Here is a 21616-nt window from a genome sequence, read left to right on the forward strand (position 1 = left end):
CAGTCCTGCCGCACTGCAATAAAGGCTTGGAGATCGCCCGGAAATCGTGAAAAGCTGCGGGCGACCACAATTTCGGGAGCCCCATGGCAATCCTCGCAGCCGTCCATCACCTGACGCATTACAAATATGACCGGCCGGTCGTTCTCGGCCCCCAGGTGATCCGCCTTCAACCCGCCCCGCATTCGCGAACGAAAGTGCTCAGCCACTCGCTGAAGGTCGAGCCGGCAAACCATTTCGTGAATGTTCAGCAGGACCCCTACGGCAACTTTCTCGCGCGCTTCGTCTTTCCGGAACCGGTGACGGAACTCAGGGTCGAGGTCGATCTCATTGCCGACATGACGGTCTACAACCCGTTCGACTTCTTCGTCGAGGAAAGCGCGGAGAAATGGCCGTTCGACTATCCCGAAGACCTGCGCGAAGACCTGAAAATCTATCGCGAGCCCGAGGCTGTCGGGCCTGAACTGGCGGCGTTTCTGGCCACGATCGACAGGACGCCCCGCAACACCGTGGATTTCCTAGTTGAGCTCAACGCCCGCGTCCAGCGCGAGATCGGCTACATCGTCAGGATGGAAACCGGCGTGCAGACGCCCGGCGAGACGCTCAGCCTCGCCAAGGGATCCTGCCGCGATTCAAGCTGGCTGCTTGTGCAGACGCTGCGCAATCTGGGTTTTGCGACGCGTTTCGTCTCCGGTTACCTGATCCAGTTGAAGCCCGATCTTGTGTCGCTGGACGGCCCACCGGGCACCGATCACGACTTCACCGACCTGCATGCATGGTGCGAGGTCTATATCCCAGGCGCCGGCTGGATCGGACTGGACCCCACTTCGGGCCTGCTGACAGGCGAAAGCCACGTTCCGCTCGCCGCCACCCCCCACTACCGCAATGCCGCGCCGATCACCGGCGGCTTTTCGGGCTCGCCTGATACCCGAACCGATTTCGACTTCGACATGCGGGTGGACCGCGAGGCGGAGCACCCGCGCATCACCAAGCCCTTCTCCGACGAAAGCTGGCAGGCGCTCGACAGGCTGGGCGGCGAGGTCGATGCCGTGCTCCACGTTGAAGACGTCCGGCTCACCATGGGCGGAGAGCCGACCTTCGTCTCGATCGATGACTTTGAAAGTGCCGAATGGAACACGGCAGCGGTGGGCCCGACCAAGCGTGAAAAGGCCGACGCGCTGATCCGGCGGCTGCGCGAGCGTTTCGCGCCGAACGGATTTCTCCACTACGGACAGGGCAAGTGGTATCCAGGCGAGAGCCTGCCGCGCTGGACCTTCTCGCTTTACTGGCGCACGGACGGCGAACCCGTCTGGTCCGACCCGAACCTGATCGCGCGCGAGACCTCGGACCGCAAGGTGACCGCCGACGATGCCAGCCGGCTGCTGACGACGATGGCCGATGAACTGGGCATCGAGACCGACATGGTCGCCGAGGCCTATGAGGACCCCGCCGAGTGGCTGCTCAAGGAAGGCAAGCTGCCCGACAATGTCGATCCGTCGAACTCCAAGCTGGAAGACCCGGAAGAACGCAGCCGCATGGCGCATGTTTTCGAGCGCGGGCTGACCAAGCCGTCCGGCTACGTGCTGCCGGTGCAGCGGCAATTGCCCGCGCAGCGCTGGCAGTCGCAGGCGAACGGAAAGCGCTGGCGCTCGGAAAAGTGGAAGACCCGGCGCGGGAGACTGTTCCTCGTGCCGGGCGACTCGCCGGTCGGCTACCGCCTGCCGCTAGGGTCCCTGCCCTATGTTCCGCCCGCGAGCTATCCCTATGTGGTGCCAGTCGATCCCTCCCTGCCGCGCGGCAGCCTGCCGGCACGCGCGGCAATACTGGCCGAGCCGGTCAGTGCTCCTGCCAGCGCGCAGGAAAGCGCCGAGGACATGGCGCATCGTCAGGCCGCAGCCTCCTTTACCGCAGCCACGCCGGGACAGGAGCGTGTCGAGCAGGAACTGACCGAAATCGGGGGATCCGTCCGCACCGCCATTTCCGTGGAGCCGCGTGAGGGCAGGCTTTGCGTCTTCATGCCGCCGGTCGAGGCGCTGGAGGACTATCTCGAACTGATCGCGGCTGCGGAAAACGCGGCCAGGAAAACCGGTCTGCCAGTGCATATCGAAGGATACGCGCCGCCGCACGACCCGCGCCTTAACGTCATCCGCGTCGCGCCAGACCCGGGCGTCATCGAAGTGAACATCCACCCGGCATCGAGTTGGGAGGACTGCGTCGCGACGACCGAAGCGATCTATGACGAGGCGCGGCAGTCGAGGCTCGGCGCCGACAAGTTCATGATCGACGGGCGTCATACGGGAACCGGCGGCGGCAACCATGTCGTGGTCGGCGGGGCCACACCCAACGACAGCCCATTCCTTCGCCGTCCGGACCTGCTGAAAAGCCTCGTGCTGTACTGGCAGCGACATCCGGCGCTTTCCTACCTCTTTTCCGGCCTGTTCATCGGCCCGACAAGCCAGGCGCCCCGCATCGACGAGGCGCGTCATGACGGGCTCTACGAACTGGAGATCGCGCTGGCGCAGGTGCCTATGCCCGGCAAGGGCGAAGCGCCGCTTCCGTGGCTGGTGGACCGGCTATTCCGCAATCTGCTGGTGGACGTCACCGGAAACACGCACCGTTCCGAAATCTGCATCGACAAGCTGTTTTCGCCCAATGGCCCCACGGGCCGGCTGGGGCTTGTGGAATTCCGTGGCTTCGAGATGCCTCCCAACGCACGCATGAGCCTTGCCCAGCAACTGCTGGTGCGGGCGATCATCGCGCGGCTCTGGAAGAACCCGCTGGACGGGCGTTTTGTGCGCTGGGGCACGTCGCTGCACGACCGCTACATGCTCCCGCACTATGTCTGGGCGGACTTCATGGACGTGCTGGAAGATCTCCGGCAGAACGGCTTCCAGTTCCGTCCCGAATGGTTCGACGCGCAACTGGAGTTCCGTTTCCCGTTCTGCGGCGAAATCCGTACGCAGGGCATGAAGCTTGAGGTCAGGCAGGCGCTGGAACCCTGGCATGTCATGGGCGAACAGGGCGCGATTGGCGGCACGGTGCGTTTCGTCGATTCCTCGGTCGAGCGGCTGCAGGTGAAGGCAGAAGGCTTCAACCTCGAGCGGCATACGGTCGCCTGCAACGGCCGCCCGGTGCCGCTGAAGCAGACCGACAACCGAGAGATCGCGGTGGCCGGCGTGCGCTACAAGGCGTGGCAACCTTCATCCGGCCTGCACCCGGCGCTGCCCGTCAACACACCGCTCGTCTTCGACATCTACGACCGTTGGTCCGGCCGCGCCGTCGGCGGCTGCGTCTACCATGTCGCGCATCCGGGCGGTCGGAGCTACGACACCTTCCCGGTCAACGCCAACGAGGCCGAGGCACGTCGCCTCGCCCGCTTCCAGCCGCACGGCTACACTGCCGGAGCCTACGCGCTTCATGCTGAACAGCCATCTGGAGAATTTCCGCTGACGCTTGACCTTCGCAGGCCGGCGGGCATCTGATCGGTTATGACGCGGGGGAATCACATCAAGGCGAAGCGAAAGCTGGCATCGAGCCCGCTGCTCGACTCCTATCGTCCCATCCCCGGCGTTCTGGACGAAATGGTAGATGCACAGGGCCAGCCGCGTCCGATCTGGAAGCGTTTCATCTCAGTCATCGAGGAACTCGGGGCCGACGAATTGCAGGCCCGCTTTGCGCGCGCCGACCAGTATCTGCGTGATTCAGGCGTCTATTACCGCGTCTATGACCGCGACGGGGCCAGCGAACGCGAATGGCCGCTGGCGCATGTGCCGCTTCTTGTCGACGACACCGAATGGGCTGCGATCAGTGCTGGACTAACCGAGCGCGCCGACCTGTTCGAGGCGATATGCGCGGACATCTATGGCGCAAACCGCTTGGTCGCAGACGGGCTTTTGCCCGCAGGACTGATTGCGTCCAGTCCGGAATATCTACGGCCTCTTGTCGGCGTCACGCCGGTCGGTGGGCATTTCCTGCATTTCTGCGCTTTCGATCTCGGGCGTGGCCCTGACGGCGGCTGGTGGGTTCTGGGCGACCGCATGCAGGCCCCCTCGGGCGCAGGTTTCGCGCTCGAAAACCGCGTTGCGACGACGCGCGCTCTCTCGGACATCTATGGCGAGATGCACGTGCACAGACTGGCCGGCTTCTTCCGACGCTTTCGCGACGCACTCACGAGCATGGCCGGCGAACCGGCGGGGCGCCCCGCCATTCTGACGCCGGGGCCGCTGAACGAGACTTACTACGAACATGCCTATATCGCACGCTATCTCGGCGTCATGCTGCTTGAAGGCGAGGATCTGACCGTCACCAACGGCAAGCTGATGGTTCGCACGGTATCGGGCCTGAAGCCGATCACCGTGCTCTGGCGCAGACTGGACGCTGCCTTTGCCGACCCGCTCGAACTGAGGCCGGACTCACGCATCGGCACGCCTGGACTGACCGAGGCTATTCGAGCCGGTTCGGTGACGATGGTCAACGCGCTGGGTTCCGGCATCCTCGAGACGCGTGCGATGACGGCCTTCCTGCCCGGCGTCGCGCAGGCGCTGACCGGGAAGCCGCTCGACCTGCCGTCTGTCGCGACGTGGTGGTGTGGACGCGAGACCGACCGCCAGACCGTTCTCGCGAATTTCGACCGCATGATGATCGGGCCGGCGCTGTCGACCCGACTGCCCTTCGAGGATGACAATACGACCGTCCTGGGATCGAGCCTTGACTCGGACGCGCGCGCATCATTGATCCGGAGGATCAAGGCGGACGGCGCGGCTTTCGTCGGACAGGAAGCCGTGACGCTGGCGACCGCGCCCGTCTTCGTCGGGCGCACCCTCGAACCAAGGCCGGCGAGCCTGCGCGTCTATCTGGCCCGCACGCCCGACGGATGGGCGGTGATGCCGGGCGGTTTCGCGCGCATCGGCTTCTCGCTCGACAATACGGCGATCGCCATGCAGCGCGGCGGACAGGCGGCCGATGTCTGGGTCGTCAGCGACAAGCCCGTGAAACAGGAATCGCTCCTGCCGAACGAGCGCGACGGTTTCAAGCGCAATTTGCCGGGCACGTTGCCGAGCCGGGCTGCTGAAAACCTGATGTGGCTGGGCCGCTATATCGAGCGGTCCGAGGACACCGCCCGCATCCTGCGCGCCTATCACGCGCGGCTGGCGGAAACCTCCGATCCCGACATGCCGCTGCTGGCCGACATCCGCGACTATCTGGAGCCCTACGGCATCGACGCGGAGGCCGCGATACCGGACGCGCTCATCGGATCGCTGGACAGCGCGGTCTTCAGCGCCGGCCAGATTCGCGACCGCTTCTCCCCCGATGGCTGGCTGGCTCTGCGGGACCTGTCCAAGACCGTGCATCGCTTCGCCACGCAGGTTCATCCGGGAGACGACGCAACCCGAGCCATGACGGTTCTTCTGCGCAAGATCGCAGGGTTCTCCGGCCTGCTCGGCGAGAACATGTACCGCTTCACAGGCTGGCGCTTCCTGGAGATCGGCCGCAGGCTTGAGCGGGGCATCCAGATGGCGCGCTCGCTGGCATGGCTGACACGCGATGATGCCCCGGACGGCGCGCTCGACATGATGCTGGAAATCGGCGACAGCGTGATGACGCACCGCAGGCAGTACGCTTACGCGGGACGGCGCAGTCTCGTCGACCTGCTGGCGCTCGACCCACTCAACCCGCGTTCCGTCTTCTTCCAACTCGACCGGCTCAAGCACGAGATTTCGCACCTGCCTGAGGCAGGCGAGCGCGGTCATCTTTCGCCGGCTGCGAAGGACGTGCTGCGCATCCACACCGGCCTCGCGACAGACGAGCCGGGCGATCTCTCGCCCGAAGCGCTAAACGCGCTGGGCGACGATATAGCTGGGCTCTACACGAGCCTTGCGAAGGCCTACTTTGCCTGACCCCATGCTTTACGACATCAGACTCCAGCTTCACTATGATTACGACCGCGCAGCCGGCGGCAGCAGGCATCATGTGCATGTCGCACCGCAGACAATCCCGAACGTGCAGCGCGTCATTGCCTCGTCGGTTTCTTTCGGGCCGACACCCAGTGAGCGGTCCGATTTCCTGGACTTTTTTGGCAACGCGGTAACCTCTGTCGCCTTCCGCAGCGCATACGATGAACTCGACATCAGGATGAGCGCGCGCGTTTCGGTCTCGCGGCCGGAGACCGGACTCGACGTTTCGCCCAAGCTGGCCGACCTCGGCGGCGAGATCGCAACAGTGCGCTCGCTTGCGCCGGATGCGCCGCATCATTTCCTCGCCGCGAGCGACTTTGTCGATTTGGACCCGGCAATAACGGACTACGCACGTGACAGCTTTTCGGCCGCATCGTCGGTCACCGGCATCGCCAACGATCTGTGCGACCGCATCTACGCCGACTTCACCTACGACGGAGAGGCCACCACGGTCGCCACTAAGGCGGCCGACGCCTTCGCCATCAGGCGCGGCGTCTGCCAGGATTTCTCGCATGTGATGATCGCAGGGCTGAGAGGCCTCGGCATTCCCGCCGGCTATGTGAGCGGCTTCCTGCGCACCATCCCCCCTCCCGGCAAGGAACGACTCGAAGGTGCCGACGCCATGCATGCCTGGGTAAAGGTCTGGTGCGGGCAGCAGGCCGGCTGGCAGGAATTCGACCCGACAAACGGCATGCGCGCCTCCAACGACCACATCACCGTGGGTTACGGTCGCGACTATTCCGACGTGGCGCCGATCGTCGGCGTGCTGAAGACGACCGGCAGCCAGACGGGTGAACAGGCCGTGGACGTGGTGCCCGTAGGCTGAATCCTAGCCAACGGCAACTTGCCGCAGAAGGCGGGCGGGTGTTTTGCCCGATAGGCGTCCGTGATAGGTGTCGCCCATGAGCCTTGAAGCAAGCAGGATCGGTACGATGCGCCTCGCGACCTTCGTCGCGGCGCTGGCGTTCGTCCTCCAGGCGGCGCTGGCCTCCGCCACTCCACCTGTCCAGCGCGACATCTTCGGCAACGTCATATGCGCGACCGGCACCACGCAAACGCCTGCGGGGTCGCCAGCAGGCCATAAGCAGGATTGCTGCTTCCTGTCCTGCAACGTCTCGCCGCTGGCCGCTGCCGGCATGCCACCGGTAGCATTCGAGCCGGCTTTCGCTGCCGCTTTCGAGCCGGTCTTCCATCCAACACCCGATGTCGTCGCGCGCCATGATCGCCGCACGCCGGCAAATCCACGCGCTCCGCCTGAGAACCGGCGCTTCGCCCGAAGCGCCAAGACAGCAGGACCTTTCGCGACCGGCGCGTGATGCGCTGGCCGGACGACACTCATTCGGAGACAATCATGTTCATTTCTTCCATCACGCGCCCCGCCCTCCTCGGTCTTGCGGCGACACTCTTCCTTTCAGCCGGAGCATCGGCGCACGGCTTCGCGGTCGGCGACATGGAGATCGGGCATCCGTGGTCGCGTGCGACCCTGCCAGGCGCAAAGGTCGCGGCGGGCTACGCAACACTCAAGAACATCGGCACCGAGCCGGACCGGTTGATCGGCGTCACCGCGGAGATCGCCGGCAAGGGCGAAATCCATGAGATGGCGGTCACGGACGGCGTCATGACCATGCGTCCCCTGAAGGACGGGCTTGAGATACCGGCCGGAGCAGAAGTGAAGCTGGAACCCGGCTCCTATCACATCATGTTCATGGACCTTAAGGCACCGGCCGTCGAAGGGGAACGATTCAAGGGCACCATGACCTTCGAGAAGGCAGGCACGATCGAGGTCGAGTTTGCCGTCGACAAGCCCGGCGGAGACGATCATTCCAGCCACGGCGGCTGAAGGCTTGCAGCGCTTCAGTTTGTTGGGGGCTTCGCCTCCCGGCAAACAGAAGCGCTTCAATCTTGATGCAACTTCCTCTAGGTTGCCGGTCTCTCAGCCGACAGCCGATGAATGCGCATGACAACCAGATCAAGAATCGCGGGTTTTTGCGGATTTCCGCAAGGTTTAGCCGATCTGCGGCAGGGCTGACCGATGGCGAAGGGGGCAAGGGACAGCAGCGCGCGGCAATCGGGGCGGTTCAGAATACCGCTCTCCCTGAAATTCGCGACCGTGATCGTGACGCTGGTAGCCCTGTTGTTGCTGGCCGGCGGCGCACTTTCGCTCTGGCGCAGCTATGAAGAAACCCGGCGCTCCGCCCTCGCCATCGACCAGCAGAAGGCCGTAGCGCTGGCCCAGCAGGTCGAAGGCTTGATGACAAGCCTCGAAAGCCAGCTTGCCTGGACGGCGCAGCCCGACTGGAAGGCTGCAGGCCTGGAACAACAGCGGGCGGACTTCGCGCGCATACTGCGGCAGTTCCCGGCCGTCACAGAGCTTTTCTACATCAACAACAGGGGCCTCGAGCAACTGAAGGTCTCGCGGCTGGTGCCGGACTCGATCGCCAGCCAGATCAGCCGCGCAAACGAGCCGCGTTTCAAGGAAACGGTGGAGTCCGGGACGTGGTTCGGCCCGGTCTATTTGCGCAATGGCGCTGACCTCTCGGGCACTGTCGGCATAGCGCATACGGATGGCGGCGTGACCGTGGCCGAACTGGACCTGGCTTTCCTGGGCGAGCCAGTGAGGGCAGCGACGGCGGGCGGCGGTCAGGCATTCATCATCGACGGTACCGGGAGGCTGATCGCCCATCCCGAGCGCTACCCCGTGAGCGGCGACAACGACCTTTCCGCGCTGCCGCAGGTGAAGACAGCGTTGGCCGTCGGCGGTACCGGAACCTTCACGGATGCGGCGGGACTCGAGAACGCAGCGCCGTCGTTCGCAGCCTATGCGCAACTGCCGCGCCTCGGCTGGATGGCTTTCGTCCAGACATCAGAGGAAGAGGCGCTGTCGCCATTCCACCTGCTACTATGGCAGACCCTGTTGCTGCTCGGCATCGGAATTCTGTCGGCGGCGATCATCGGCATCTGGATGGCCCGTCGGGTCGCCAAGCCGATCCAAAGCCTGGTCGTGAGTACCGAAAGGCTCGGCGAAGGCGACCTCACGCAGCGCGTTTCCATCCGCCGGCGAGACGAGATCGGTGCACTCGCAGAGAACTTCAACGCGATGGCAAGCCGCCTGCAGCAGAGCCAGCGAGGCCTTGCTGCCAGGGCGGACGACCGAGCGCTCGGCCTGGACGTGACGCTCCAGCAGCAGACTCTGACGGCGGGCGTACTGAAGGCGATCGGCCAGTCCGGCCTCAGTCTCGAAACCATTCTCGAAACGCTCATTTCGTCGGCCGTAGAACTCTGCGACGCCGCGCGCGGGTCCGTCTGGCTGATGGATGGAAAAAGCCTGAAGCTGGCCGCGCAGGCAGGCTATTCGGATGGATGGCTGGAGGACGCCAAGGCCACGATTCTGGATGTGGCCATCGACGCGAGTTCGCCGCAAGGGCTCGCGGCCTATCTCGGTCAACTGGTCTCGGTGGAGGACCTGCCCGGCGACCACCGTTTCTCCCTCGACGCCAAGCCCGGCTATGCGGGCGACAGGGCAGGCATCGCCGTTCCACTACAACGCGATAACACCGTCGAGGGCGTGATCTGGCTGTCGCACCAGGAAATGTCGCCATTCACTGACCGTCAGGCCGGACTGGCGCACGGCTTTGCCGACCAAGGCCTGATCGCGATCGAGAACGCCAGGCTGATCGGTACGATCGACGAGCGCGACCGAAAGATCGCCAGGATGCGTAGCGAGCAAAACGCCATGGCCGATGTTGTCCATGCGGCGTCTGCCGCGCCGGGCGACGCGACGCGCGTATTCGACGCGGTCGTGCAGACGGCGTCGAAATTCCCGGGCGCGGCGACGGCCTATCTGCTTAGGCTCGACGGAGAGACTGCGCAGGTCGCAGCGCAGCATGGCCTCGCGCCGGAAGCAGCCGAACGGCTCACCGGCCTTGCTGCCTCCCCTGGTCTGGTCGCGGCAAGGGCGCTTGCCGCCGGCGAACCAGTCGAGATCACCGGCATCACTGAAGCGTCGGGCCAGTCCGCCCTGCCGGACGCGAAAAGCGCTTTTGCGGTTCCCCTGTTCAAGCAGGGCAGGGCCATCGGCGTTCTAGCCATCGAGAGATCGGCCGGCGACAACCTGTCCGAGCGGCACGGCGCACGGCTCAAGGCCCTAGGGGATCAGGCGCTTGTAGCGATCGAGACCGTAGAGCTTGCCGAAACCATCGCGCGGCGCGACGGCACCATCAATGACATGCGCTCCGAGCAGTCTTCGGTCGCTAGGGTCGTTGACCTCGCCGCGAAATCTTCCGGCGACCCGCAGGCGGTGTTCGACGCCGCAGTGGCAACGGCCATGAAGTCGCTGGGAGCAAAAGCGGGCTACATAGGCCTGTTCGATGGCAATGTCCTTCGGTTGCGGGCGCATGGCGGCCTGTCGCCGGAGGTGGTGGAAAAGCTGTCCGCATTTCCTCCGGCAACGGCTGCGGCGCAGGCGTTTTCGTCCGGCGAACCGGTCGAAAGCGCTGAAGCTGTGGTCGACTCCAACCTCTGCGTCCTGCCAGACGCGCGCAGTGCGCTTGCCATTCCCCTTTCTCTGAATGGCTCAGCCATCGGCGTGATCTCCGTCGAACGGACGCAGGCTGGCAGCTGGCCGGAGCGCCACATCGAATTGCTTCGGGCACTTGGCGACCAGGTTCTCGTCGCAATCGAGAATGCGCGGTTGACCGACACGGTGCACGAGCGCGACCGCACGATTGCCGACATGCAGGCTGCGCATGCTGCGACGGTTGGGCAAATGAATGGGGAGCACATCGCGATCTTCGAGCAGATGCGCGCCGAACAGATGGGAATGGCCGAGGTCATGCGCGTGGCGGCAAGCTCGCCGTCCGATGCCGGACCAGTGCTTCGAGCAATCGTGGAAACGGCCAACAAGGTGTTCGGACAGGCAATTGCACGGCTGAGCCTGTTCGACGGCGCGCAACTTAGGCTTGCGACCAGCAGCAGTGTTTCCGCACAAGCTGGGGACGTCGATCCCGGGGCTACTGCCTCGCAAGCTTTCGCCTCCGGCGGTCCGATCGCGATTTCGGATGCGGAAAATGCGGACGCTCGCCATTCGCTCGCCATACCGATGGTGAGCAACGGCGCGTCCATCGGCGCACTTTCCGTAGAGCGCACGGACACTGGCCGATTTGAGGATCGCCATGTCGAGTTCCTAGCGGCTCTGGGCGACCAGGCAGTCGCAGCGCTGGAAACCGCCCGGTTGTCAGCTGATCTCGAAACCCGCACAGGCGAACTGGCGACCGCCCTGGAGCGACGCGATTTCGCCGCTGGGCTGATCGAAGCAATCGCTGCGCCGTCGCTCGATCTCAAGGCTCTCTCGCTCTGGATCGCCAGCGACATCGCGTCCGCATGCGGAGCCGACGTGCAGATGTTCCGCCGTGCCGGCGACCGCTTCCTGCCGCTGCCGCCGAGTTCGCAAGCTGCTCCCGACCTTACCTCCTTCGTTGAACGCATCGCCGCAAGCGACGGCCCCTTCCGGTTCGTTGACACATCGGCGGAAGAAGAAGCGGCGGCGCGGTCGGTCTTCGGCATACCGCTGGTGTCGCGTGGCGCGATCGTCGGTGTGCTGGCGCTTTCGCGAGCAGATGCGGTTCCCTTCTCCGGGGAAGACGCTGCCAAGGCGTCACTTCATGCCGAGATAGCCGCCATTGCTATCGAGAAAACGATCCTCCTCGAAGAGGCGGAAAAGCGGCGGCAGGAAATCGCCGCCGCGCTGATGCAGAAATCGGCCGCGGCCGAGACGCTGAAGATCGTTGCGCGCGCGCCGTTCGATCTCCAGGCTGCGTTGCAGCAGATCACGTCGACGACGGCCGCCGCATGCAATGCGGATCAAGTGCTGATCCTGCGCCGGCTGGACGACCGATATCATCCAACGGCGGCATCCGGGGTTTCTGATGAAGACTGGAACAACCGGATCGGGAGCACCGCAAGCGCACTTGCCAAGCAGGCCGAAGTTCAAGGCGGTCTTGTCCGCAACGATGGCCTGCCGGGACATGATCACACCGAAGCGAGCGGCCCCTCCCTCGCCGTATCCTTGCTTCAAGATGGCCAAGTAATCGGCGCATTGATCGCAATGCGAAGCGAGATGTCGGCGTTCACGCCCGGTGAAATCGAACTTGCCGAAAGCCTTGCCGACGAGGCGGCGATTGCTATCAGCAAGACGGATCTCGAAAGCCGTCTGGCCGACAAGACCTGCAAGCTAGAGCAGGCGCTTTCGCATAACCTGTCCACGCGCGAAATCGTCGCGATAGCCGGAAAATCGATATCCGAGCCACAGCCGGGTTTCGAAGCCATCGTGGCAGCGGCGGCGCGGGAATGCGACGCCGATGCGGTCGTGCTGCTTCAGGCCACGGATGGCGACCCGCGGCGCCTATCGTCCTATGGCGACATCGATCCAGCGATTTCCAGCCTGATCATGCAGAATCTCGCCGCCGATGCGCGGCCGCTGCATGCCGCGGAGCTTTCCGCCCTGCCGGACTTCGCCCAAGCGAACACCAAGGCGCCCGCCGGCGCGACGCTTGCCCTGCCGCTGATCCGCGACGACGCTACGATTGGTGCGCTCGTCCTTCTGCGCTGGACGGCTGGACTGTTCGGCGAGCGGCAGGCGGAACTGGCCGAAGTGCTGGCCGGACAGGCGCAGATCGCCCTCGTCGGCGCTGACCTGCACGACGCGTTCACCGAACGGTCCGCACAGTTCGCCGCAGCGCTCGACAGGCAAAGCGCGGTGGCGGACATCGCGCGCGTTGCCAGCCAATCCGGCATACGGCCAGGCTTCGACATCGGCGCCTTGTTGCATGGCATGGCCAGCGCGGCACGACGTCTCGGAGCGGCCGATGTCGCCGCCGTCTACCTGCGAACCGACGATGGCTATCGCCTCGCCGCCAATGACGGCATGGATGAGGCGCAGCGCGAGCAGGAAGCGCAGCAGCTTTACGTTGCTTCCAACGACACGCTTGTCGGCAGCGCCGTTCTCGCGCGCGAAACCATCCATCTTTCCGCGGCAGAGGGAATAGCACCGCAATCTGCACAGGCCGCCCTTTGCGTGCCAATGATACGCGGAGGGGAAGCTGCCGGCGTGTTCGTGCTGACCCGCATGTCCCCCGGCGCTTTTGATGACCGGCAGGTCGAGCTGGTACAGACCTTTGCCGATCAGGCGGTTGCCGCGATCGACGGCTCGCGCCTGACGAAAGAGGTCGCAGCGTTGACCGCAGAGATCGCGGACGCGCGGCTGCAGCAGGATGCCGTTGCCGACATTGCCAGCGCCACCAGCGCGTCGGCCTATGATCTCAACAGCCTGCTCCAGTCAATGCTGGCGGCGGCGATGCGTCTCAGCAACGCAAGGACCGCGCGGCTATATCTCAAGGACGGCAATGCGTTCGGACTTGCGGCGGCGCTCGGCACCACACCCGAGCAGCGCGCGTTCGAAAGCGCGAATCCACCCGCGCCCGGCGACGGAACATGGCTCGGTCGTGGTGCGGCGGAACAGGCGGTCGTTCACCTTCCGGAGGTTCCCGCCAGCGCCGGGCTCGAAATGGCGCGCTTCGGCCAAACCGGAAGTGCGCTCTGCGTGCCTCTGCTGCGCGGCGGCGAAACGCTCGGACTGATAGCGCTGGCCCGGAGCCAGCTCGGCTCATTCGACGACCGGCAGGTCGAACTCGTCAGGACATTCGCCGACCAGGCCATCATCGCGATCGAGAACACACGTCTTCTGGCGGAGACCGGCAGGCGTTCGGACGAGGTCGCACTCCTGCTGGAGAAGATGGACGCGGCCCGCCGACGGCTTTCGGAAAGCGAGAGGCTTGCCGCGCTCGGAGAGGCTACCGCCGGCATCATGCACGAGGTTCGCGCGCCGGTGACTTTCGTCGGCGAGTTCGGCAGCCGCTCTCAGGTGATGTTGGACGACATCCGACGCGTTCTGGAAGCGGCGATCATCGACCAGGATACGCGTGGGCGGGTTGAGGAGCTCGCCGACACGTTGTCAGACAACATCAAGGAAGGTGCCGAATACGCCCGCCGCGCCGATTCCATCATCCGCAACATGCTGGAGCATGCGCGCGAAGGCGGCGGTGAACACCGGCTCGTCGATATCAACACCGTGGTCGACGAGAGCCTCGGTCTGGCCTATCACGGCGCTCGGGCGGAACGCCGGAACTTCGATATCGCGCTGGAAAAGGTGTTCGATCCGGGAGCCGGCACGGTCGACCTGTATCCGCAGGACATCACGCGCGTGCTGCTAAACCTGATCGCGAACGGCTTCGACGCCACCGAAGAGCGTGTCGCCGCGAATGGCAGCGGCTACCAACCCGTGCTCGCGGCCTCGACGCGGAACCTGGGCGACGCGGTCGAGATCAGGATTCGCGACAACGGAACCGGCATCCCCGACCAGGTGCGGACGCGCGTCTTCGAGCCGTTCTTCACCACCAAGCCCGCCGGGCTGGGCGCCGGGCTCGGCCTGTCGCTCAGCCGCGACATCATCGTGAAGCAGCATGCTGGGACAATCGAGATCGAGACCGAACAGGGTGCGTTCACGGAGGTTCGGATTGTGCTGCCGCGCAGTGCAGCCTCGCTCGCGATTCAGGTGGCCGAAGCGCAAGTCGAAGCGGCTGCTCGGCCGCCGGAGGCGATGCATCAATCGAGCTGAAGCAGTTCGGCGATCCGTGCGTCCCTGCCCTGCGTGTCGCGGCGGAAATGCACGGTCCCGTCACGGTTCGCCCAGGCGGTGACGAAGGTAACGAAAAGCGGCAGCGGCTTTTCGAAAGCCATCGTCGTCGGCTTGCCGGCGGCAAGCGCGGAAACCAGTGCGTCGCCCTCCCCGGTGCCCTTGGCGACAAGCTTGGCCAGCGCCCCGGCGTCAGAGACCGCGACCATGCGTTCACCCGCTTCGCCGCCGATCCGGTCTATGAACGAGGAGTTGACGTTCAGCACTTCCGTGCCGGGCCTTGCCGGATCGATATCGACGCCGACGATTTCGCCCTGGAATGTGGGAAGCGATCCCGGCGCGCCGGTCACGTTGACGAACGTCTCGGAACGGCCGTCCTGCACGACCTTCACCTCCCCGGCCGCGAGGTTGATGTAGACGTGATTTGGGCCGAGGTCCCGGTTCTGCCAGCGCCGCCGCTCAAGGTTGACCTTGATCTGGCGTATACGGTGCGACACCGGCACTGCCATCTCCACAAGCGTCGCGCGGTCGATATCGCCCGTGATCTCAAGCCCGTGCCGCGCCTGGAACGATTGCACTGCCGCCACCATACCGCCATCGAAGGCACCGCCGCCGAGATCTGACAGCGGCAGATCGCCGGAGAGCATGAGCAGCGTGCGCATATCGTTGATGCGCGGATCGCTGGAGCCTGCCTCTATTTCCGCCCCGTCCGCATCGATGACCGGCCAGCGTCCAGACGCCTCAATGCGGTCGAACTCGCTGAGCTTGGCGATGAGCCGCACATAGCGATAGTCTTCGTTCAGCAGGGCGCCGGCAAAGTCACGCAGGTTTTCGGCGGCTTCCGCGCCGGCCACATAGTCGGCCGGCGTCATTGGCAGAGGATCAACGGCGTTTTCCGTCGGTGCAAGCGCCGGGCCGATGCGCCCGTTGGCAAGGTCGCCGCCAAAATCCACCACCGCGCCTGATAGCAGCATGTCGAGCCGCGCGAGATCGCCGGGATCGGTCGAGCCCATCAGCGCCTCGATGTCGTCGACATGATAGAAGTCCGGCGACAGGCCGTTGACGCCGGAAATCTTGAGTTCGGAAAGCAACGCCTTCGCCTTGGTCTTCGGGGCAGCGTCCCGAACCCAGATCGGCTTGAAGTCGCGCACGACATAGATGTCGCGGATGGCGTCCAGATCGGCGTTCGCCGCGGCAGAGCCGGTATCCGCCGCACCTGACTGGAACATGGCGCGCAGGGATTCCGCGACGAGGGCGTTGTCTTCGGCTGCGTGGGCGGCGACCCAAAGCGAAGCCAGCAAGGTCAACGACAGCGCAACAGATAGTCTGCTCAAAGCTGCTGTGCTTCGGGCCACTGCATGGCGCATCGTGTCGGTACTCACACGAGCGTCATCGCCACGACATGCTGCTGCTCGGCGCTGTCGTAGAATATGTCGACGCTGGAACTGTTGTATTCGACGCCCTGCAGATAGGCGATCACCTGCGTGTCCAGCATCAGGTTGCTGTCACCGCTGTCAGGGGCGCTTTCGGCTAGATAGAACTGACTGTTCTCCTCATAGCCTCGCAGGAGAATAGCGTTGTTGTCAGCGCCGAAATCGAGGATCTCGTCGATGCCTGTTTCCCCGGCGTATAGGATGAACTCATCGTATCCAGCGCCGCCGGTAAGCGTATCGCTTCCGTCGCCACCAAAAAGCTGGTCGTCGCCCTCGCCGCCAAGAAGCGTGTCGCTGCCGGCACCACCGTCGAGGACGTCATTTCCTTCGCCGCCATCCAGTTCGTCGTCGTCGTCCAGTCCGATGAACAAGTTATCGAATTCGTCACCGATCATGACGTCGTCGAACCGCGTGCCAACCGCACCATCGATGTTGGATATCAGGTCTGTATCGCCAAAACCGTCCTTGGCGGTGCCGGCGACGAGATTGACGACGGCCCCCTCCAGACCGCCATATCGTTCGTCACGATCGTATCGGACGGTATCGAAACCGCCTCCGCCATTGATGACGTCGGCTCCGGCCAAACCACGAAAAGCGTTGTCATTGGCATCGCCTGTAAACGTATCCGCCCAATGCGACCCGCGCAGCGCCTCGATGTTGGCGAAGGTTTCGGAATTGCCATAAGTGTCCGTTCCGATTCCGGCTGAGAGATCGACGACGGCACCCAGCAAGCCATCCTCGTTGTGGAACGAAACCTGATCCCAGCCTTCGCCGCCATCGTAATCATCGCCGCCACGGCCGCCGAGGAAGAAATTGTCGCCGGCATCGCCGATCAGCGTGTCGCCATAGGTGGAGCCTTCGAGGTCCTCGATGCCTTCGAGGGTTTCCGGATTGCCGTAGGTGTCGGTTGCCACGCCTTCGGCCAGATTGACATAGGCGCCTGTTCCGCCGGTTTCGTCGACGAAGCTGACCATGTCCCAGCCCTCGCCACCGAAAAACGCGTCCTTGCCTGCGCCCCCGACAAGATAGTCGTCGCCATCGCCGCCAAACAGAAAATCGTCGCCGTCGCCGCCAATCAGGTCGTCCGCGCCGGCACGTCCGACGATCGTGTCGGATGCACTGGTGCCCTCAAGCGGGTTACCGTTTTGATACGTGTCGTCGCCCGGTGTTCCCAGGATGATGTTATTGTCGCCGGCGCCGGTGATGGTGATCGTCACCACCTTCGAATCCGATGCATTAGAGGCACCAGAGTCGTCCGTGACTGTCACGGTATAGGAGAAGGTGATTGTCTCTCCTGCATTGAGAAACTGCACCAGACCGTTGTCGACACTGTAGTCCCAGCCGGTGCTATCCACCGTGAAGCGCGACGTCAGCGCAATTATCTCCGAGGCGCTCAACACCGAGGTCAGATCACCATTCGACCAGACCGGGCCAGTCAGCAGCGAAGCAGCGGGTGTCAAGACATCGCTTGTGTCCGGGTCGCTGAACGAAAGCGTACCGCTCGTGGTGAGGTCGCCCGATACGACGTCCACATCTTCTGTGACGCTGCCGATCGGGGCAGCAGTCATCACAGGCGCGTCGTTTGTGCCGGTGACGGTGACGGTGATCATCTTGGTGATCAAGCCGCCTTTCTGGTCATCCAGCGTGAAGGTGAAGCTCTCGACCTTCTGTTGACCTTCCGCCAAATACTCGACCGCCGACGCCGCAACCGTGTACGTCCAGGTCAGCTTGCCGCCCGTACCGGCACCCGTCGTGTCACTGTCCTTCACTGCGCTGAGGGTACCGAGAGTCGCGCCGACCGGCGTCCCTACCGCCGAGACCAAGTGCACGTCCGCCAGATCGACATCGCTGAACGTGATCTCGCCGCTGTCCGTCAGGTTACCCGTAGGCACGACGGTCATCTCCGTCACGCCGCCCAAAAGGTCTTCAGCCACAATCACAGGCGCGTCGTTTGTGCCCGTGATCGTCACCGCAATCGTCTTGGGAATCAGACCACCATTGCCATCGTCCAGCGTGATGCTGAAGCTCTCGACCTTCTGTTGCCCTTCCGCCAGATACTCGACCGCCGACGCCGCAACCGTGTACGTCCAGGTCAGCTTGCCGCCCGTACCGGCACCCGTCGTGTCGCTGTCCTTCACTGCGCTCAGGGTACCGAGAGTCGCGCCCACAGGCGTCCCTACCGCCGAGACCAAGTGCACGTCCGTCAGATCGACGTCGCTGAACGTGATCTCGCCGCTGTCCGTCAGATTCACCAGAACGGGACTTTCCGGCGAGAGCTCTGTCACGCCCCCGTCGAGATCCTCTGCCACAATAACCGGCACGTCGTTGGTGCCGTAGATGGTGATTACGATCTGTTGCGCGCTTGAGGTGTCGCTCGCACTGACCCCGCTGTCGTCCTTGACCGAGACCGTGTAGGTGATCGTCAGCATCTCGCCATCGGCCAGATAATCCAGCGCACTATCTGTGACGATATACGTCCAGGTCGCGCTGTTCGTCGTCTGGTCCACGGCGCCGATCACAAGTGTGCCCGGATTGGGCACTGACTGTCCGCCGTTGCTCCAGACTACCGAGGGTGTCCCCGGCGTCGGTATGCTGTGTTCGTCGGTGGTATCGACGTCGCTGAACCGGATCGTGCCGTCTGCCGTCAGTTCCGTTAACGAACTGGTCGTCTCGGACTGCTCGGTGATCGTATCGGTCAGGACCGACGTCGCTTCGATCACAGGCACGTCGTTCGTGCCGGTGACAGTGACCACGATGTTCACGACGTTCGAGGCGACGCCATGCTGGTCCGTGGCCTGAACCTGGATCGTCACCTCCCGCGTCTCGCCTTCGGCAAGGTCCTGGAAGGCCGTACCCGGATCAAACGTCAGCGTTGTACCATCAATAGATGCGCTGCCCTCCAACGGCGAACCGACGATCGCATAGGTCAGGCTGCTCCCGTCATCGTCATTGTCGATATCGTTGCCCAATGCCGACAGATCCACCTCGACGATAGGTCCGTCCTCGACCGCGTCCGTGGTCGACGCCGTCATCACAGGCGCGTCATTCGCGCCGGTGATGGTGATCGTCACCATCTGCGTGTCGGTGGCACCCTGGCTGTCACGGACGATGATCGTGTACGTCAGAGTTACCGTTTCGCCATCGGCGAGGAAGTCGAGGTCGGCTTCATCGATGGAGTAGGTCCAATCGACCTGATGCGACACTCCACTGGTAGCGAAGCTGGCCGGCGTTATGGAGAAGGCTTCGCGCAGCGCCTGTTCCTGGCTCGCCGTCATTGTGGCCTGAGTGTCCACGCTTACGGGCGCCGAGCCCGTCGTTTCCGTGTTGACGGTCACAGTGGCGCTGTCGTTCCCATCGACGTCGAGGAACGAGAGGGACCCCTGGTCGGTCAGCATGCCGGCGCTCGCCGCGGGCGATGTCGCCTCCGCGACGTCGGCGATATCACCAATGAAGACCCCTTCTGCCGCAATCAGCGGCGCGTCGTTGGCCAGCCCACCGTCACCAACGATCGTTATGGTCACATCCTGCGTGGCGGACAGTCCGCCAGTCTGCCGATCGGCCACCGTGATGGTGAAAACGAGGGTCAGCGTTTCGCCGGCGCCAAGGAAATCGATCTCGCTTTCCGAGATGCTATAGTCCCAGGTAACCGTTCCATTGTTAGTATTGCTGGTCAGGGCCTCTATGGTGAACGCCGCGTCAAGAGCGGCTATCTGATCATCCGACAGCGTGAATTCATTGCCGTCCTGATCGACCCACTTCCATTCCGCTACTTTGGCTGCTTCGGAGGCGTGCGGCCGGTCCGACAAATCCACATCTGCAAAACTGATCGATCCGCTGACGCTCTGCGTCCCGGCGTTGTTGGGCGGCACGTCCGGGGCACTCTCGGGAATGTCGTAGATCGTGTCGGCGACCTTGATCGCCGTGATGATCGGAGCGTCGTTATTGCCTGTGACCGTTATCTTTACGGTGGCCGAGTCAGTGAAGCCGTATTTGTCCCTGACCGTGTAGGTGAAGGTGTCGGTCGCGGTCTCGCCTTCGGCCAGCCACTGGAACGAGCCCCTTGGATCGTAGAGGATCGTTCCGTTGGAATTGATCTGCAGTACCGCGCCCGGGTAATCTTCACCCGACAGTCCCGAGGCTGTGGCCGTTGCGGGCGACGGCGGCAGTTCGATCTCGCCCGTCCAGCCGCCGCTGCCGAATGACCGGTCGATGCCGTTTATCTGCGTGACGATCAGCGGCGCGAGCTGCTCCGGATCGTAATCACCGCTGCCCTGGCGCAGGCCGATGATGACGTTGCCGCCAAGGGGGGTATCCTCGTCGATTGTGTCGGCGTCGTCGCCTGCGACGGGCGGATTATCGATGAGGGGGTCGGGATCGACGACCTGGAAACTCGCCTCGGTGATGGGTTTTCCGTCATTCTGATCCCCGCTGCCTTCGGAAGTCGTCTGGTCGGCGTTACTCCCGTCCTGAACTTCCTTGCGGCTGGAATTCGTTCCAAGGTCGGTGCGCTGGCCAAACGCTTTCGAGATTGCATCCCGGATGTCGGCCTTCGCCTCCTCATCCTCCATCTGGTCGACGCCGGACTTGGCAAGCTTGACCGCCTCACCGGAAAGCGAGGTTATGACCCATTTGTCGCCGTCAGAATCGACATGGCCAAGTATCTCTCCCGTGATCTTGTCCAGGAGGACGTAATTGCCGACCTTGCCGCTTCCTGGGTCAGGCAGGATGCTGAACTCCGTGACGCCCAGATGCGCGATGATATCGACCGTGGGTGTCGTGCCGCGTATGCCCATGGTGGCAACGGGCGTCTCGACCTTCATGCTGCCGGCGGGCGCCACCTTGCCGCTAACGAAGACGAAGGAGCCCTGCACGAGGTTAACGACCATCGAGCTATCGGCAGCCTTGGCGGGGTCGAAGACGAGTTCGTTCAGCACCATGCGGGCGCTGGCCGACATGGAGAACACGCTATCGTCGATGAAGGAGATGCCGAGCTTGGAGCCCTCGCCCGTCTGCACCACGTCGCCCTGGTAGACCGGGTCGCCATTTGCAAGCGTGACGGTGACGCCGTCGCTGTGGGTCGCGCTGGCCGACCCCGCGAGCGAGACGACTTTGCCGATCTCAACGAGCGCGGTGGCAGCAACCGCCGCCTCACCGGCCTGCGCGTATTGTCCAGGAGCCATCGGACCGGCAAGCGCGTTGACCACATCGGGCGTCAGGAACGCGCCGTTAGGCCCAACGAGGTTGCCGCCAGGACCCGAAAAGTAGTCCTCTACGAGAAGCGTCTTGCCGTCATGCTCGATGACGAGGTCATGGCCCTGCCGGGAATAATCGCCGAGGAACAGCGCCTTCGCGTCCGCGATCTGCACGGAACCGTCGCTGCCTTTCCATAAACTAACCGGGACGACGGACGACGCGTCGCCGACTGCTCCCTGCGCTGCCATGCTTATGTTCCCCTGACGGTCGGCCGTCAGCCCATTCGCAGTGCAGCATAGCGATCCACGGCCTTAAAGTCCATACAACTTGCCGCAAGGTAATTCCGAGAA

8 protein-coding genes are annotated in these 21616 nt (G+C 63.8%); 6 read left to right on the forward strand and 2 right to left on the reverse strand.

Features of this window, described 5'->3' with window-relative positions:
• The first annotated feature begins 83 nt into the window (after window positions 1-83).
• The 6 genes from ABMA32_RS12000 to ABMA32_RS12025 all read left to right on the forward strand — a co-directional run bounded on the left by ABMA32_RS12000 (window position 84) and on the right by ABMA32_RS12025 (window position 14622).
• Window positions 84-3479 (forward strand): transglutaminase family protein, encoded by a 3396-nt coding sequence (locus ABMA32_RS12000; protein WP_349013992.1) that lies wholly within the window; start codon window positions 84-86, stop codon window positions 3477-3479.
• 6 nt (window positions 3480-3485) lie between these two features.
• Window positions 3486-5894 (forward strand): circularly permuted type 2 ATP-grasp protein, encoded by a 2409-nt coding sequence (locus ABMA32_RS12005; RefSeq protein ID WP_349013993.1) that lies wholly within the window; start codon window positions 3486-3488, stop codon window positions 5892-5894.
• A gap of 4 nt (window positions 5895-5898) precedes the next feature.
• Window positions 5899-6777, forward strand: coding sequence for a transglutaminase family protein (locus ABMA32_RS12010; RefSeq protein ID WP_349014725.1), 879 nt, complete (start codon window positions 5899-5901; stop codon window positions 6775-6777).
• Window positions 6778-6853: 76 nt separating this feature from the next.
• Window positions 6854-7267 (forward strand): hypothetical protein, encoded by a 414-nt coding sequence (locus tag ABMA32_RS12015; RefSeq protein ID WP_349013994.1) that lies wholly within the window; start codon window positions 6854-6856, stop codon window positions 7265-7267.
• Between the two features lie 35 nt (window positions 7268-7302).
• The gene (locus ABMA32_RS12020) at window positions 7303-7791 is read left to right on the forward strand and encodes a copper chaperone PCu(A)C (protein ID WP_349013995.1); all 489 of its coding nucleotides are present in this window, start codon (window positions 7303-7305) and stop codon (window positions 7789-7791) included.
• Between the two features lie 192 nt (window positions 7792-7983).
• A complete protein-coding gene (locus ABMA32_RS12025; protein ID WP_349013996.1) occupies window positions 7984-14622 on the forward strand; it encodes a GAF domain-containing protein in 6639 nt (2212 codons plus the stop codon).
• Here the strand turns inward: ABMA32_RS12025 and ABMA32_RS12030 are convergent.
• Window positions 14610-15974, reverse strand: coding sequence for a L,D-transpeptidase scaffold domain-containing protein (locus ABMA32_RS12030; RefSeq protein WP_349013997.1), 1365 nt, complete (start codon window positions 15972-15974; stop codon window positions 14610-14612). The two genes, ABMA32_RS12025 and ABMA32_RS12030, sit on opposite strands and share 13 nt — an antisense overlap.
• 44 nt (window positions 15975-16018) lie before the next feature.
• Window positions 16019-21514, reverse strand: coding sequence for a VCBS domain-containing protein (locus ABMA32_RS12035; protein ID WP_349013998.1), 5496 nt, complete (start codon window positions 21512-21514; stop codon window positions 16019-16021).
• Window positions 21515-21616 lie beyond the last annotated feature (102 nt).

Source organism: Mesorhizobium quangtriensis, from assembly GCF_040081925.1.
GTDB classification, from domain to species: Bacteria; Pseudomonadota; Alphaproteobacteria; order Rhizobiales; family Rhizobiaceae; genus Mesorhizobium_K; species Mesorhizobium_K quangtriensis.

What these genes read in the sequence shown, in the direction of transcription:
- ABMA32_RS12000 (WP_349013992.1), top strand. Translation starts at nt 84, where the DNA reads ATGGCAATCCTCGCAGCCGTCCATCACCTGACGCATTACAAATATGAC.
- ABMA32_RS12005 (WP_349013993.1), top strand. Translation starts at nt 3,486, where the DNA reads ATGACGCGGGGGAATCACATCAAGGCGAAGCGAAAGCTGGCATCGAGC.
- ABMA32_RS12010 (WP_349014725.1), top strand. Translation starts at nt 5,899, where the DNA reads ATGCTTTACGACATCAGACTCCAGCTTCACTATGATTACGACCGCGCA.
- ABMA32_RS12015 (WP_349013994.1), top strand. Translation starts at nt 6,854, where the DNA reads ATGAGCCTTGAAGCAAGCAGGATCGGTACGATGCGCCTCGCGACCTTC.
- ABMA32_RS12020 (WP_349013995.1), top strand. Translation starts at nt 7,303, where the DNA reads ATGTTCATTTCTTCCATCACGCGCCCCGCCCTCCTCGGTCTTGCGGCG.
- ABMA32_RS12025 (WP_349013996.1), top strand. Translation starts at nt 7,984, where the DNA reads ATGGCGAAGGGGGCAAGGGACAGCAGCGCGCGGCAATCGGGGCGGTTC.
- ABMA32_RS12035 (WP_349013998.1), bottom strand. Translation starts at nt 21,514, where the DNA reads ATGGCAGCGCAGGGAGCAGTCGGCGACGCGTCGTCCGTCGTCCCGGTT.